Origin of the sequence: Streptosporangium sp. NPDC051022, assembly GCF_040683035.1 — a bacterium.
Lineage (GTDB): Bacteria > Actinomycetota > Actinomycetes > Streptosporangiales > Streptosporangiaceae > Streptosporangium.
Map to the genome: position 1 here is coordinate 1 of NZ_JBFBCF010000064.1, position 13220 is coordinate 13220.

Below are 13220 nucleotides of genomic sequence, written 5' to 3' on the forward strand. Positions count from 1 at the left end.
CGCCCAGCAACACGACCTACCCGACACCGTCAGCGGCCACACCGAGCTGACCGAAACCAGATAGGAAACACTCCGGGAAACCGGGGGAACCTCACAAGGCCGCCAAGGCCTGAGGAACGGCAGCGGGGCGGCAGCCTGCTTTTCCCGGTTCGGCGAAAGGGAACCCCTGTGCCCCGGTGGGTCAGGACGGCTCGTGTCGGCGAACCGTGGCTCTGATGGTGCGTGCCGGGTACCGGGCCATGGCGGTACGGGCCTTCCTCGGCCGGGTAGCGGTGGGGCCGGTTACATGGCCGTAGGCCACCCCGTAGGGGCGCCCCGTTCAGGGGCGGTGTTGCCGGCGCCACTGCGACGGAAAGATGATCTCGGTCGAGTACACGGCATGGGCGGTGGTGTGCGCCTCGGTGTGGTGAGTGGTGTGTGCGGCGGTCCGGGTGTGATTTCAGCCTGGACCGCCACATTGGCGTCACCTCAAGCGTAGTCACCATCTGCAACTTCATTATTACACAGAGTCATGTGACGATGAGATGTCGGTAACTCCTAGTTCAAGGAGCATCATGAGCACCTCGCGCACCATGCCGCACCAGTCCACCCCGGTCGAGCGCACCATCACCGGAACCGCCGCAAGCGACACCGTCGGCGTCACCCCGTCGCTCTTCAACGGCTTCTTCCCCTTCGCCGGTGACGACGACAACTAGCCGCACACCGTGAAACCGGCCTCGTCATTCTTCGGAGCGGCGAGGCCGTCGCATGCCTGGCGGCGGCGCGTACCCCGGTGCGGCGGGTGCGGTTGGCTGCGGCGGGCGGCGTGGTCTGCCCGTCCGCGCCGGATGGCGCGGGACGGGACCGGCCGCCAGGGCCGCATGCCCGGCCTCGATGCCGGTCCGGCGCGGGCGGGCACGCCGCGCCGTGCGGCGGCGCGGAGCGCTGCCGCCTTGAAACAGTAAAGAAACTCTGAGCCCACTACACGCGCAGCGCGACCTGTCCGTCTGATCCGGCCTGGTCGTGGTCGCTGGCTGCTGCGGCTTCGAACCGGTCGCCGGGGGCTTCGATCTCGGTGAACTCCAACGGGCGGCCGTCACGGCTGAGCATGACACGCCGGACGATCAGCAGCGGTGTGCCGATGGGCTCCATGTTGAGGTCTTCGTAGGTCTCGCCGTAGGGCATCTGGCTGTGCACCGAAGTGGCCCAGCGCAACGGTCCATGGGTGCGCTCCAGATGGGCGTAGTAGTCGGCGGGTTCGATCTCGGAGTCGATCTCCAGATCTCTGCCCTCGCCGGTGATCGCGGCGACCTGGTCGGCCAGCAGGTAGGAGCACAGATGAATGCGGGCGCGGGTCTTGCTGTGCTGCCAGTAGGCGTAGCGGTAGACGCCCATGCGGCCCCGGCGCACGCCCAGGACGTCGGCCTTCGCTCCTTCGATGGTCATGAACAGTGCCGAGTTGGGGGTGACGCGGCCCGCAGCGCGTTCGGCCTCACTGTCGACGGTGACGTGTTCCCATCCCTGCTTGGCAGGGTCATAGGTGGGGCTGAGCAGGTCTTCGCGCTCTGAGCCGCCCATGAGGATGAGGCGGCGGTCGGGGGTGGGGCGGACGAAGGTGCCTCGGCCGTGGGCGACGGTAAGCAGTCCTTCGCCGACGAGCTGGGCGATGGCCTTGCGGATCGTCGGGCGCGAGGTGGCGTACTCGGAAGCGAGGAACGCTTCGCCGGGGAGTGCCTGTCCGGGCTGGTAGTGGTCCTGCACCACGTCAGAGCGCAAGAGGTCGGCGATGATTCGCCAGCGGGCGGCGCTCTTCTCTTCGTCGGTCATGCCGATCCCTTCTTCCACGTTTGCTCTTTACAAGAGGTAGCACGTGTTGTTTACCATGTCCACATGGGCCAAGACGTAGCACGTGTTGGAGTACCTGTCGGGAGCGAGCGAAGGAGGACGTCATGAACCACAAGGAGGAACCGCAGCACCACACCACCGACCAGCAGCCGGAGTGGCTGGTCGATCTCGCACGGGTGATCAACGATCCGGGCTACGGCCGGTGGCAGGCCATGGTCACCGCGACCGGCGGATGTGCCCATCCGGTGCACCTGGCGGGCGAATCGCTGATCGTCAACGCGACCAGTGGTGAGGTGCTGCACAGCTACCGCACGACGGATGAGCCGTCCGGGCGTCTGCTGGTGGCCTGCGGCAACCGGCGAGCTTCGGTGTGCCCGGCCTGCTCGGAGGTCTACCGGGCCGACACTTTCCAGCTAATCCGGGCGGGCCTGTCCGGCGGCAAGGGCGTTCCGCAGGAGGTGAGCGCCCATCCTCGGGCGTTCGTCACTCTGACCGCTCCCTCGTTCGGGCCGGTGCACACGCGGCGGGAGAAGAACGGGACGGTACGGGCCTGCCGCCCCCGCAATCGCGACAAGGTCTGTGAGCACGGGCGTCCGGTCGGCTGCCACGCTCGCCACGAGCCGGGGGACGAACGGCTCGGGCAACCCATCAGCGGCGACTGTTACGACTACGTGGGCGCGGTGCTCTGGCAGGCTCACGCGGGCGCCCTATGGCACCGCTTCACCTTGGAAGTGCGGCGCACCCTGGCCAGTGAGGCGGGGCTGAGCCGCCGGGAGTTCGCCAAGCGGGTCCGGGTGTCGTTCGCCAAGGTCGCCGAGTACCAGCGGCGGGGCCTGGTGCACTTCCACGCCATCGTCAGGCTCGACGGTCCGGGCGGCGGGAGTGAGATCCCTCCGGACTGGGCTGATCACGACCTGCTCAGCCGGGCGATCCCTCCGGCGGTCCGGCGGGTCACGGTCGCCTCTCCCCCAAGTGACCTCGGCCGGTGGGATCTGGCCTGGGGCGATCAGCTCGACATCCGGCCCATCCTGCTCGACCAGAGTGCCGACGGGTTGAGTGAGCGGGCGGTGGCCGGTTACATCGCCAAGTACGCGACGAAGGGCGCCGAAGCCTCCGGCACTGTCGATCACCGGCTGTCGTGTCCGGCCTGCGGCGGTCGGGGACGGTTGAGCCTGATGGCGTCCTGCGGGCGCTGCCACGGAACGGGCCTGAAACCGGGACTGCACCTGGACGCGCTCCCGGTCACCGAGCACGCGCGACGGATGATCCGTACCTGCTGGGAGCTGGGCGCACGCCGGGAGTTCCACGGGCTGCGGCTGCGATCTTGGGCTCACACACTGGGCTTTCGGGGCCACTTCTCCACCAAGTCCCGCCGGTACTCCACCACCCTCGGCGATCTCCGGCAGGTTCGCACAACACACCGGGCCACCGAAGCACGCGAACGGCACGGCCTTCCGCCCCTTGGCGACGAGACGACCCTTGTTCTCGGTCACTGGCGGTTCGCCGGATCGGGTTACTCCCCCGGTGAGGCGATCATGGCCGAGCACATCCGCCAGAAGGTCGCCACCGCTCGGAAGATCGCCACCGAGCGGGAGGACGGATGACAGCACCCGGACCGCCCGGCGAACGGCGGCTCTACCGCATATGCGATGCCATGCACCTGCTCAGCATGAGTCGCAGCGTGATCTACGAACAAATCCGATCGGGCCGTCTGCGCTCGGTCACCCAGGGCCGTACCCGGCTGATCCCGGCCTCGGCCATCTCCGACTACGTCGCACTACTCGAACGGGAAGCGAGGGCATCATGACCGCACGACGCGGCAGGGGTGACGGTGGCCTGCACTGGGACGAGGCTCAGGAGCGCTGGATCGCCTCGGTGACGGTCGGCTACACCCCGGCGGGCAAGCGCATCGTGAAGAAGGCCAGCGGCAGGACCAAGACGGAGGCGAAGGACAGGCTCAAGGAGATCATCAGGGACTATGACGACGGGCTGGCCATCGCACCGGCCAACTACACCGTGGCCGACGCGGTGAAGTACTGGCTCCAGCACGGCCTGGGCGGACGGTCGGCAACCACGGTGAAGATGTACACCACGTTCGCCGACAAGCACGTGATCCCGGCGTTGGGCGCCCGTAAGCTGCGGGACCTCTCGGTGGAGGACGTCGACCGGTGGCTGGCGGGCAAGAGGGGTGAGCTGAGCACGCGGTCCCTCAAACTGATCCACGGCATCCTCAACCGGTCGGTCAAGAGCGCCATGCGCCGCGACAAGGTGAAGCGGAACGTGGTCGACCTCTGCGAGATCCCCGAAGGACGCGAGGGCCGTACCTCCAAGGCGTTCACGCTCGCACAGGCCAGCGCCATCGTCGCCCTGGCGGAGAAGGCCAACGCGCGGATGCGGGCGTACATCGTGCTCTCACTGCTGATCGGTGCCCGTACCGAGGAGTTGCGCGCGCTCCTGTGGTCGCACGTCGTCGCGTTCGACGGGGAGCGCGGGGCGTGGTCACCGGTGGCCGATGCGGGGTGGGAGCACGAGGAGTTCGCGATCTATGTCTGGCGGTCGGTGCGGCAGAAGGGAGACACCAAGACCGTCAAGTCGCGCCGTTCCCTCAAGCTCCCCCGGCGGTGCGTCGAGGCGCTGCGGTCGCTCCGGGAGGAACAGGAGAAGGCGGGCGGGAAGCTCGCCGACACGGAGGGTCTCGTCTTCTCCACCTCGAAGGGGACCCCCATGAGTGCGGGCAACGTACGGCGGGACGTGCGGAAGATCATCGAGAAGGCGGGGCTCCGGGGCACCGACTGGACTCCCCGCGAGATGCGGCACAGCTTCGTCTCGCTGCTGTCGGACTCGGGTGTCCCGATCGAGGACATCTCGCGTCTGGTCGGGCACCGGAACACGGTGGTCACCGAGAAGCAGATTCGCCCGGTGCTCATGCAGGGCGCCGAGGCGATGGACGAGATCTTTAGGAGTTAGTCACTCAGTTAGTCACTCACGCCCCGTTCCGAAGATCGGATACGGGGCGTTTTGGCTGGTGGGCACTACTGGGTTCGAACCAGTGACATCTCGCTTGTAAGCACTGTCCGGGCAACTTGCCCGCATGCGGGGATGTACTCCAGTGCAGGTCAGAGGGGGTGAAGCGATGCGTTCAGGTGCGTTCAGAAGCGTTCGGAAAGCGAGCTTCGCTCCCAATCCGCTCCCACTTTCTGCCCGCATGACCGCCGGCACGTAATCCAGCCGCCGCAGTGAGGCGTCCTAGGGGCAGGCGACAGCACGAGGGACATGTCGCACCCCTCCGGCCGGACGAGCTACGGCCGCGCTGAGCCAGCTTGGGAGTTCTCGTGGGGAGCGCTCCCAAGCTGGCCTGGCCTTTTGTTCTTGATCAAGCTCCGCGTCGAACATACGTCCAAATAGGGCCTTGTCAGGCGGATTTTTTCCACGCATGATGGCCAGTTACGGGCAGCTGAACAGCCCGTGACTCCCCCATAACAGAGGGAAGCTCGGTCGCGGGCTGAGGAGATGCCCGAGGCTGTGTCCGACAGTGGGGATGTTCGGCCATAGCCGAAGCGGCCACCCCGGCATGGATACTGCCGGGGTGGCCTGCCCGTACGGGGAGCATCCTGGTGTCGCTCCCCGAGCCTTTAATCCGCGGCGTCGTGTATCTCAGCTGGAACCGCCAGCCGGGCGCGATCCGCAGGAATCACCTCTGGCTCACCTGCCGGATGCTCTACTACAAACACCGGAACACCTGGCGGTATGTCCCACCGCTCCCGCTCCTGCGGCGTCGGCATGCGAGATGTGATCTCCCCACCCAGTGGTAGGACAACGACCTGTATCTCACGGTCGGCCCGCACTCGGCTTCCCAGCCCTTTGGTCGTCACGATCCGCCCCTCCCCCCGCAGTAGGTTGAGCGCGTCCCTCACCGTGTCGCGACCGACTTCGTATATCTGAGCCAGCCGCCCTTCGCTGGGCAGCTTCTCACCCGGACCATACTCGCCACGGTCGATGGCATCCCTGAGCAGGGCTGCCAGTTGTTTGTAAACGGACTCAGGCGAGTAGGGATCGATCACGATCATGCAGGCTAGGGGCTCGTTAGCCTGCCCTAACCTGTGGCCCTAGGGCCACAGGTTCATAGTGACGCAAGATGCCGTATAGGGGACACTTTTCTCACCGGTGCGGGCATCTGCCGCTTCGTACCCCTGCACGGCGAAGGCCCCGCACTTTAGCCTGAGAGCTGTCGACTTCAGGAAGGTGCAGGGCCCATGGATGACGGTAGCACCATCGGCATTCAGCTCAAGAGGATCCGAAAAGTCCGATCGCTGACCCAGGAAGAGCTCGCCGAACGGGCAGGGCTCAGCAGGGACATCGTCGCCAAGCTCGAACAAGGGCAGCGGAAGTCAGCGCGAGTGACCACCCTGATAAGGCTGGCCAACGCGCTAGACGTTGACCTGTCCGAGCTCACCGGCAAACGCAACCGTATGAGCGCCGAGCATGAGGGTGGCGGCGTTCTGGCTCTGCGGGATGCCTTACTGTCACCAGCACTTCTACCCGACCTCGACGACGGTCACGACGGCGCACCCACTCCCCTTCGCGACGTCAGAAACGCCGTAGACGACGCATGCCGCCGCTACTGGGACGGCGACTTCCCCACACTTGTCGCCCAACTCCCCGGACTGATCGCCGAGGCGCGCCTGACCCACAAGACCGTTGGTGAAACCGCGATCTACCCGTTGGCCATGGCCTACGACCTTGCGGCCAGCATGATGGTCCATTTCGGGCGGGATGACCTGGCCGCGATCGGCGCCGAGCGAGCCATCACCACCGCCCACGGCGGTAGCGACGAGCTTCTGTGGGCCACTTTGCACGCCACCTATTCGTGGGTTCTGCTACATCAAGCCCGCGTCCGGGAAGCAGAGGATCTCGCCATCTCCATGGCGGCCCGGATCGAACCATCTTTCTCGGCGCCAACCAACCACATCGCCGCCTGGGGCAACCTGCTCATGACCGCGCTTGCGCCCGCAGCCGCCAGCGGCCGAGACGTAGCCGACTACATTGCGATGGCTGCCGCGGGAGCTGAACGTCTTGGCCGGCGCACCCGCATCTACAACACCTCCTTCGGGCCCTCCACCGTCGCCATGCAGGCCACACACGCTTACGCCGTACGCAAGGAACCAGACAAAGCACTGCGGGCATCCAGGCGTATTCAGCCTGGCGATCTTGCAGGGATCTCTTACGGCCGGCACCTGCTCGACGTCGCCCAAGCGCACCTGGATTCCCGCCACAGGGAAGCAGCTGTCGAGCGCATCGAGGAGGCGCGAGCGCAGTCGCCGGTGTGGTTCCGCCATCAAGGGGTTGCCCGGTCGCTGGTGGAGGAGATCCGCGAGGCGGAGACGCGGCCGTCCCCTGTGGTGAGATCCCTGGCAAGGTCTCTCGACCTCAACTAGGACAGGGCGTCCTCATTTCCGGGTGAAGAAATTCGATCATGAGGACGTCCTGTCCCTGGTGGCGACACACCCCCCAACATCACTATGAGTACATGCCACGTCACCGAACGGTTGAGAAGGAAGCCCTCCACGGCTTCCCCGACGACGGGACATCCCGCCTGGTCGAGGAGGCCCCCATAGAGGCCGGCACATCCGATCAGGACATCAAAGCCCGCCTGTCCGCCGAGCACCCGGGCTGGAGCATCTGGCGATCCAGCACCGGACGCTGGTACGCCACCCGCCGCGCCGAACTCACCAAGGCCGAACGCGACGCCGACCACTCCCGCACTTTGGAAGCCGGCACTCCCGAAGAGCTGACTCAGCTGATCGCAAACCAGGAGAGCGTGGCACCGCAGGCATGACCGACGAGGAACGCACCAGACAGGTCGGCCGCCTGCACGCCTCACCACTGGGCGTCCCGCTGGCGATCTTCGCCGCCCTTCCAGGCTCCACCACCAGCCTGGTGCCACCCAACCCAGGCGCATTCGATGTCGACCCCACAGAACCTCCTGGCTGCCGTGCCCGCAGCGACGGCAGCCAGGTGTAAGGCCCCTCGGGGTCTGGTGCCGCGCAGGGCGCCAGTCCCCGAGGCGAGGGCGGATCACTGTCGCTTCTCGGAGGGGTGAAGCAGCCAGAACGGTCCGCCCTCATCATCCCCGGCAGCACACGGCCGGGGAAGGGCCTCCACTGCCCCACGTGGTGGAGGCCCCCCTCGATCGCCCGGCGGGGGTTCGCCCCCGTGGCTCCCGCCAGGCCGCGGTCTCTGCCCGCAGTTCAGCCCGGGTAGAGACCGCCAAACTCCCGACTAGGACAGGACTCCGCTACTACTCCCTGGTCGGCCCCACGAAGACCCCCGAGGCGACTACCCTCGGGGGTCTTTCGTGCTGCACCGCTCTTAAAGGAGTGAATAGCTGTGGCCACACCGAGCGAACGCCGGACCATTGCCCAGATCGCCGCGAACACCCGCTGGGCCGCAGAGCCCGACCGGACCGCAGCCACAGCGGCGGCCCGCCGGAACTCGCCGGCCTCGATCGAGTACTGGGCGAAGAAGATTGACCCCGACGAGATCCTGCCGTACCAGGAGCGGATCAAGCGGGCCGAGAACGCCAAAGCTGCGTACTACGCAAAAGCCATGCTCAAAGCTCGTCAAGCCAAAGCAGCCAAGCGGCCCCTCTAGCCTCGCCCAGTTTGAGGGGGCCACCCTCACTCCCGGTAGCGCGCTGAATGCCGGGACGGGCCTCCGCCGTGCGGGAGGCAGAGGCTCCTTTGATCGTCCGGCGGGAGGTCACCCCCGCACCTCCTGCCGGCCCCGGCTGGCCTCCTGCCGTTCCGGAACCTTTAGGTAGAGGCCACCTCCCCTGCCACAGGGAGAAGCCGCCGTAGCTCAGCTAGAGCATGAAAGGCCCGGCGGTCCGTCATCGAGTGGCGGATCGCCGGGCCTTCCTGCTGCCTGTCCCACGAAAGCATGCCCCGCGATTTCGTTCCTGATCTATGGTTCTTCCAGACGGAGGCCCTCCACTCCGACACCAGAAGGGCGGGCATGTTGGTCGAGCTGGCAGAGTGGAAGGGGCTCGTCAAAGGCCGGAGCGACAGCTTCGATGACTTAAGCATGATCATGCTCCTGGAGACAGGTAGGAACTCCTTCGCAAGCCCGTTCCTGGCAGCGGCTAGCGATGGCCACCGCTACTGGGTCAAGTGCATCGATACCTGCCCAGAGCACGCCAAAATGTCCATAGCCATCGAGTACATCGTGTCCGGCGTTGGACGACTGATCGGCGCTCCCGTGTGCGAGAGCAGCTTGATTCGCATCCCGGAAGAGATGGCTGGCTGGCCACTAGGACCAGGACAGGGAAAGCTTCAAGCAGGGCTGGCATATGCCAGTCGTGCCCTATCCAACGCCATCGAGCATCGCCCCGCCTTGGAGTCTCGCACCGCCGACGATAACCGTCGACGCCAGGTAGGGATCTACGCGCTATGGGACTGGTGCTTCGGAAGCGACCCACAGTGGCTATACGACCTCGAAAACGACAAGAGTATCTATAGCCATGATCACGGCCTCTACTTCCCCACCAACGATGGAAGCTGGGAGAGGAAGCGCCTGATCCAATGCGTCGATGAACCCAACGAACTCGACGAAGCCCCTCACGGCCTCAACAGGGAGGCCGTGAGGGAAGTAGCCGCAGCGCTTGAGAAAGTTGATCGCGATGCTCTGGTTCAGATCCTGCGTGGCGTGCCAACATCATGGCCAGTGAGCGACGACGATCTAGAAGCACTTGGCTGGTTCCTTGAGTACCGGGCGCCGGCTGTTGCTGGTCGTGTGCGAGCATTGACTGGAGGGGAGGACGAGCCCAGATGAGCCGCTACATCTACTCGATCGTTAGATGTCTCCCTGAACCACGAACGGGCGAGTTCGTCAATTACGGGGCGATAGCAGGGGACCCGGCTACTGGAGACTGGGGTGTCCGTCAGCTTCACAGGACTGATCGAGTCCGCGAGTTTGCCACCGCCCCTGTGTTGCGAGTCGCAAACGACTTCATGCTTCAGCTTCACGCAGAGATTAACGCTCGCCGCGACTTAATGAAGAGTGGTGGGGAACCTCTGGGGGAAAATTGGCTCCAGAGACTGCATCACGATCACCGCAATACCATCCAACTCAGCCCACCAGCCCCGATCTTAGCTAAAAGCGCCAACGAAGCACTAGAGCGCATATTCGAGCATTTGATCGTAGAGCCAGCACCCCACCCAATGCTGGCTTATGCCCTGCCAGAGATCATACTGTCCGACGCCCTCCCAGTGCTCCACCGAAGCAAATCTATAGACGTGATGGATCAACTACACCAACCGTCGATAAACAAAGGAACGCTCACCCGAAGTCTTCTGCAAGCATATCGTCAAACAGACATCAATCCATCGTTGCTACATCAAGGCTCTCGCGTTTTTGTCGGAGATCGCTTAAATTACAAAGCGGACTTTGCAATCGCCAACGGTCATACTATTCAGCTAACTCAGGCATGGTCATTCAGGCTCTCCAGAGTAAGATTAGTATCGACAGAGGTAAAGGCGTGGGGATATGCACTGGAACGCCTACGGCAAGGCGAGGAGGCACACATTGTCGACTCAACCAACCAGCCAGTCAGCACAATCGATAGCAATGTGGACCTGCAAGTAGTCATCGCCCCGCCAGAGACCGCCGCGCAGCAAGAAGTCTTCGAAGAGGCCCAGGAAGTCTTCACCAGCCTGGACGCACAAGTCCATTCGCTGGACGACGTCGAGGCCATAGGCGCCCGCGCGGAACGCCTCGTGAAACGCCTATGAAGAACACAGAGACGCCCCACTCCCGTGCGGAGTGGGGCACCTTCGCATGTCGAGGAGAGCAGGATGCCACGCCGATCTTTGCAAGTAGCTTGCAAAACTCAGCGTGACCATGTAAACAGAGAAGGTGACGAGCGAGCGGGAGGTGAGCGACGCAGTGCTTGCCGAGCGACTCCGCGACGCAGCAGCCAAAGTTCAAGAAGGAGAAGCCGCGCGAGCTGAGCGAGTTGACCTCATCTTGGAGGCTCACCTCCGCGGCTGGACTAGAGAAACTATCGCCGCCGCAGCAGACATGAGCCACCAGGCGGTAACACAGCAGATCCAAAAGAAAAACCGACAGAGCCAGCAAGACTCAGCCACAACCGAATAACCAGCGCGCCCCGAGCCGGTGTTACCAGCACCGACCCGGGACGACTTGATCCCGAACCTCCACCACTACGAGGACAGGTCCGAGACCCAATGTGGCACCTTAATGCCTTTGGGCTGGTCAACGGTAGTCCCGTTGATCTTTTGCCCGTTTCCATCCCTTCGTGGGTGCCCTCCTGGGCGCCCACGGTCATAGCCGTCATGGCCATCGTCATCGCTCTTCTCGTGATCAGCGCCGCCTTGTGGGGAGCCTGCAAGGGCACCAAGGCCGCGGTTGGGATCACGGCTGGCGCCTTCCGCCGGCACGTCGCCCCCCGCCCCGCCGAGGACATCCTCACGATCGTCGCCGCCAGCATCGCCACCGGAGTGTCCGCCCAAGGCATGTGGCGCTTCACGGGCGACGTCCTCGGCTTCGACGGCCCCCTGCAGCTGCTGCTCTTCGCGTTCATCGAAGTCGCGGTCATCACCAGCGCCGTACGGGCCCGCCGCAACATGCGGGAGAACTTCTCCGCCGGCATCGACGGCGCCGCCGTGTGGGCCCTCACCGTCCTCACCGCGGTCCTGTCCGCGATGGACGCCCACAGCCTGGCCGAGGCCATCTTCCGCCTCGCCGCCCCGCTCGTCGCGGCGTGGCTGTGGGAGCGCGGCATGGCGGTCGAGCGGCACCGCATCACCGGTCGTAAGCGCATCAACTGGGTCATCACCCCGGAGAAGATCCTCATCCGTCTCGGCCTTGCCGAGGGCAAGGAGCGCTCCGCTTCCGAGGTCGCCACCCAGCGTCTTCTCACCCGGGCCGCCTTGGCCGCCAAGCGCGCCCGAACGCTGCGCGAGTCCGGCGCCTCTGCCTCCAAGATGCGGCGGGCGCTAACCAAGCTCGACGACGCGATCAAGAAGGCCACCGAGCAAGCTGGCCTCGCCGCCAACACCTCCCTGCAGGAGCGGCTCCGCGACGAGGTGGCCGCCCTCTACAGTTCCGTCGACCTCCTGGACGTGGCTCCCGCCTCCGCCTGGGCCTCCACCTCGGAGGAGCCGAGCGACTTCGCCCGCCTGGCCAAGGAGACGCAGAACCTCAACGAGAGCCTCGCCATCCGCGAGGAGCTCCGTGCGATCGAAGCCAACGTGACCATGCTGGCCGCCGACATGACCGGCAAGCGGCCCGCATCAATGACGCCTGGCATGACTCTGCCCGTGACCGCAGACGAGGTCACCGCCTCTGTCACGCCGGACGTCACGGACGAAGTCGTGATCGTGCCGCCGGAGTGGACCGGCGAGGCTGCCGATGTGACTCCGGGCGTGACCCCCGATGTGACTTCTGGGCCGGTCATCAACCTCGTCAACTTCGACATCAATGACCCGGCCATCTTTGATCTTGAATGGCCTCCCCCGCCGCTCGCCGACATGACCCCCGAGCTGACGCCCGTCGTGACCGCCGAGGACGTCAACGACGAGGTCACCGAGCAGAGCAAGGCCGACATCATGCGCGCCTTCTGGGACGGAGAGCGCGCCCAGGGCCGGTACCCGCGTGTGGTTGACCTCGCCAATGCGGCTGACGCTGACCCAGCTCAGGCGTCAAGGCTCCGCGCCGAACTGGTCAAAGCACTGCCCTGGCGGGAGCGCAGCAAGGCGACCTTCAAGAAAGTCACCGCCGTCAACGGCTCCACGCCGTCCAGCTGATCTCTCAGCTTCATCCCCCTGCCCCGATCCACCTTCCGTGAGGTCGTCATGCCCTTGATCGCCATCTCTGCCCCTGTCCGTGCGGCCGTTCTTGAGTGCGAAGCGAATCTGGACCGCCGCCTCCCCGCCGACGAAAACGCACTTGCCGCCGCCTTCGGCCTGGGCCTCGAAGTCGCCGCCGAGGTGGTGGTCTTGGTCGCAACCTGGCGGTACAGCCGCTACCTCGCCCGCGGCGGAGCATCGCTGGGTGTCGAGGAACTGGCTGCCCACTTCCAGATCGGCCGGGACCGTGCCCTCAGGGTCCTGCAGCAGGCGCAGGGCAATGAGGCGTGATGAGCGAGCCCGGATGGTGGTGTCGCGCTGTCGAGTACATCGCGGTCGCGGCTCTCGTGGTCACCGCCCTGGTCGTGGTGTTCGCCTCGGACGAGTCCTCCACCGTCCGCGGCCGGCTGTGGGCGGTGCGCCGCGCCTGGTGCTGGGCCGCGAGCGACTCCCGCACCGTCCGCACCGTTCAGGGGTCCACCATCACCTGCACATCCACCAAGGCCACTGCGCTGCGCCTGATCCAGT

At 65.3% G+C, this 13220-nt stretch carries 14 protein-coding genes; 12 read left to right on the forward strand and 2 right to left on the reverse strand.

Features of this window, described 5'->3' with window-relative positions:
* Positions 1 to 554: 554 nt before the first annotated feature.
* Positions 555 to 695 carry an anacyclamide/piricyclamide family prenylated cyclic peptide gene (locus AB0N02_RS46665; RefSeq protein ID WP_363961519.1) on the forward strand — a complete coding sequence of 47 codons (141 nt, stop codon included), beginning with the start codon at positions 555 to 557 and terminating at the stop codon, positions 693 to 695.
* A 265-nt stretch (positions 696 to 960) separates the two neighbouring features.
* Here the strand turns inward: AB0N02_RS46665 and AB0N02_RS46670 are convergent, their stop codons facing one another.
* On the reverse strand, positions 961 to 1806 hold the full coding sequence (locus tag AB0N02_RS46670; protein WP_363961521.1) for a GntR family transcriptional regulator: 846 nt from the start codon (positions 1804 to 1806) through the stop codon (positions 961 to 963).
* A 122-nt stretch (positions 1807 to 1928) separates the two neighbouring features.
* Between AB0N02_RS46670 and AB0N02_RS46675 the strand changes: the two genes are divergently transcribed.
* From AB0N02_RS46675 to AB0N02_RS46685, 3 genes are read left to right on the forward strand one after another with little or no spacing between them, the layout of a single operon-like run.
* Entirely contained in the window at positions 1929 to 3428 is a 1500-nt protein-coding gene (locus tag AB0N02_RS46675) for a replication initiator (protein WP_363961523.1), read from the forward strand.
* Positions 3425 to 3631, forward strand: coding sequence for a helix-turn-helix domain-containing protein (locus AB0N02_RS46680; protein WP_363961525.1), 207 nt, complete (start codon positions 3425 to 3427; stop codon positions 3629 to 3631). Before AB0N02_RS46675 ends, AB0N02_RS46680 begins: the two co-directional genes overlap by 4 nt.
* A complete protein-coding gene (locus AB0N02_RS46685) occupies positions 3628 to 4791 on the forward strand; it encodes a tyrosine-type recombinase/integrase (protein WP_363961527.1) in 1164 nt (387 codons plus the stop codon). The genes AB0N02_RS46680 and AB0N02_RS46685 overlap by 4 nt, the downstream gene beginning before the upstream one ends.
* A gap of 665 nt (positions 4792 to 5456) precedes the next feature.
* Here AB0N02_RS46685 and AB0N02_RS46690 read toward each other — a convergent pair.
* On the reverse strand, positions 5457 to 5891 hold the full coding sequence (locus tag AB0N02_RS46690) for a winged helix-turn-helix domain-containing protein (protein WP_363961529.1): 435 nt from the start codon (positions 5889 to 5891) through the stop codon (positions 5457 to 5459).
* Positions 5892 to 6077: 186 nt separating this feature from the next.
* Between AB0N02_RS46690 and AB0N02_RS46695 the strand changes: the two genes are divergently transcribed.
* From AB0N02_RS46695 to AB0N02_RS46730, 8 genes are all read left to right on the forward strand, one after another.
* Positions 6078 to 7259: a helix-turn-helix transcriptional regulator gene (locus tag AB0N02_RS46695; RefSeq protein ID WP_363961531.1), complete on the forward strand. Its 1182-nt coding sequence runs from the start codon at positions 6078 to 6080 to the stop codon at positions 7257 to 7259.
* A 92-nt stretch (positions 7260 to 7351) separates the two neighbouring features.
* Complete coding sequence (locus AB0N02_RS46700) at positions 7352 to 7660, forward strand: hypothetical protein (RefSeq protein ID WP_363961533.1); 309 nt, start codon at positions 7352 to 7354, stop codon at positions 7658 to 7660.
* Between the two features lie 551 nt (positions 7661 to 8211).
* Positions 8212 to 8475, forward strand: a complete 264-nt coding sequence (locus tag AB0N02_RS46705) for a hypothetical protein (RefSeq protein WP_363961535.1) — start codon at positions 8212 to 8214, stop codon at positions 8473 to 8475.
* A 363-nt stretch (positions 8476 to 8838) separates the two neighbouring features.
* On the forward strand, positions 8839 to 9654 hold the full coding sequence (locus AB0N02_RS46710) for a HipA family kinase (RefSeq protein WP_363961537.1): 816 nt from the start codon (positions 8839 to 8841) through the stop codon (positions 9652 to 9654).
* The gene (locus tag AB0N02_RS46715) at positions 9651 to 10613 is read left to right on the forward strand and encodes a DUF3037 domain-containing protein (protein WP_363961539.1); all 963 of its coding nucleotides are present in this window, start codon (positions 9651 to 9653) and stop codon (positions 10611 to 10613) included. The genes AB0N02_RS46710 and AB0N02_RS46715 overlap by 4 nt, the downstream gene beginning before the upstream one ends.
* Positions 10614 to 11177: 564 nt before the next feature.
* Positions 11178 to 12650: a hypothetical protein gene (locus AB0N02_RS46720; protein WP_363961541.1), complete on the forward strand. Its 1473-nt coding sequence runs from the start codon at positions 11178 to 11180 to the stop codon at positions 12648 to 12650.
* Between the two features lie 48 nt (positions 12651 to 12698).
* Complete coding sequence (locus AB0N02_RS46725; RefSeq protein ID WP_363961543.1) at positions 12699 to 12983, forward strand: hypothetical protein; 285 nt, start codon at positions 12699 to 12701, stop codon at positions 12981 to 12983.
* The coding region (locus AB0N02_RS46730) for a hypothetical protein (protein WP_363961545.1) at positions 12983 to 13220 on the forward strand (238 nt) is incomplete at its 3' end. The genes AB0N02_RS46725 and AB0N02_RS46730, both read left to right, overlap by 1 nt.

Coding starts and splice junctions, on each gene's coding strand:
- AB0N02_RS46665 (WP_363961519.1), top strand. CDS start 555: ATGAGCACCTCGCGCACCATGCCGCACCAGTCCACCCCGGTCGAGCGC.
- AB0N02_RS46670 (WP_363961521.1), bottom strand. CDS start 1,806: ATGACCGACGAAGAGAAGAGCGCCGCCCGCTGGCGAATCATCGCCGAC.
- AB0N02_RS46675 (WP_363961523.1), top strand. CDS start 1,929: ATGAACCACAAGGAGGAACCGCAGCACCACACCACCGACCAGCAGCCG.
- AB0N02_RS46680 (WP_363961525.1), top strand. CDS start 3,425: ATGACAGCACCCGGACCGCCCGGCGAACGGCGGCTCTACCGCATATGC.
- AB0N02_RS46685 (WP_363961527.1), top strand. CDS start 3,628: ATGACCGCACGACGCGGCAGGGGTGACGGTGGCCTGCACTGGGACGAG.
- AB0N02_RS46690 (WP_363961529.1), bottom strand. CDS start 5,891: ATGATCGTGATCGATCCCTACTCGCCTGAGTCCGTTTACAAACAACTG.
- AB0N02_RS46695 (WP_363961531.1), top strand. CDS start 6,078: ATGGATGACGGTAGCACCATCGGCATTCAGCTCAAGAGGATCCGAAAA.
- AB0N02_RS46700 (WP_363961533.1), top strand. CDS start 7,352: ATGCCACGTCACCGAACGGTTGAGAAGGAAGCCCTCCACGGCTTCCCC.
- AB0N02_RS46710 (WP_363961537.1), top strand. CDS start 8,839: ATGTTGGTCGAGCTGGCAGAGTGGAAGGGGCTCGTCAAAGGCCGGAGC.
- AB0N02_RS46715 (WP_363961539.1), top strand. CDS start 9,651: ATGAGCCGCTACATCTACTCGATCGTTAGATGTCTCCCTGAACCACGA.
- AB0N02_RS46720 (WP_363961541.1), top strand. CDS start 11,178: ATGGCCATCGTCATCGCTCTTCTCGTGATCAGCGCCGCCTTGTGGGGA.
- AB0N02_RS46725 (WP_363961543.1), top strand. CDS start 12,699: ATGCCCTTGATCGCCATCTCTGCCCCTGTCCGTGCGGCCGTTCTTGAG.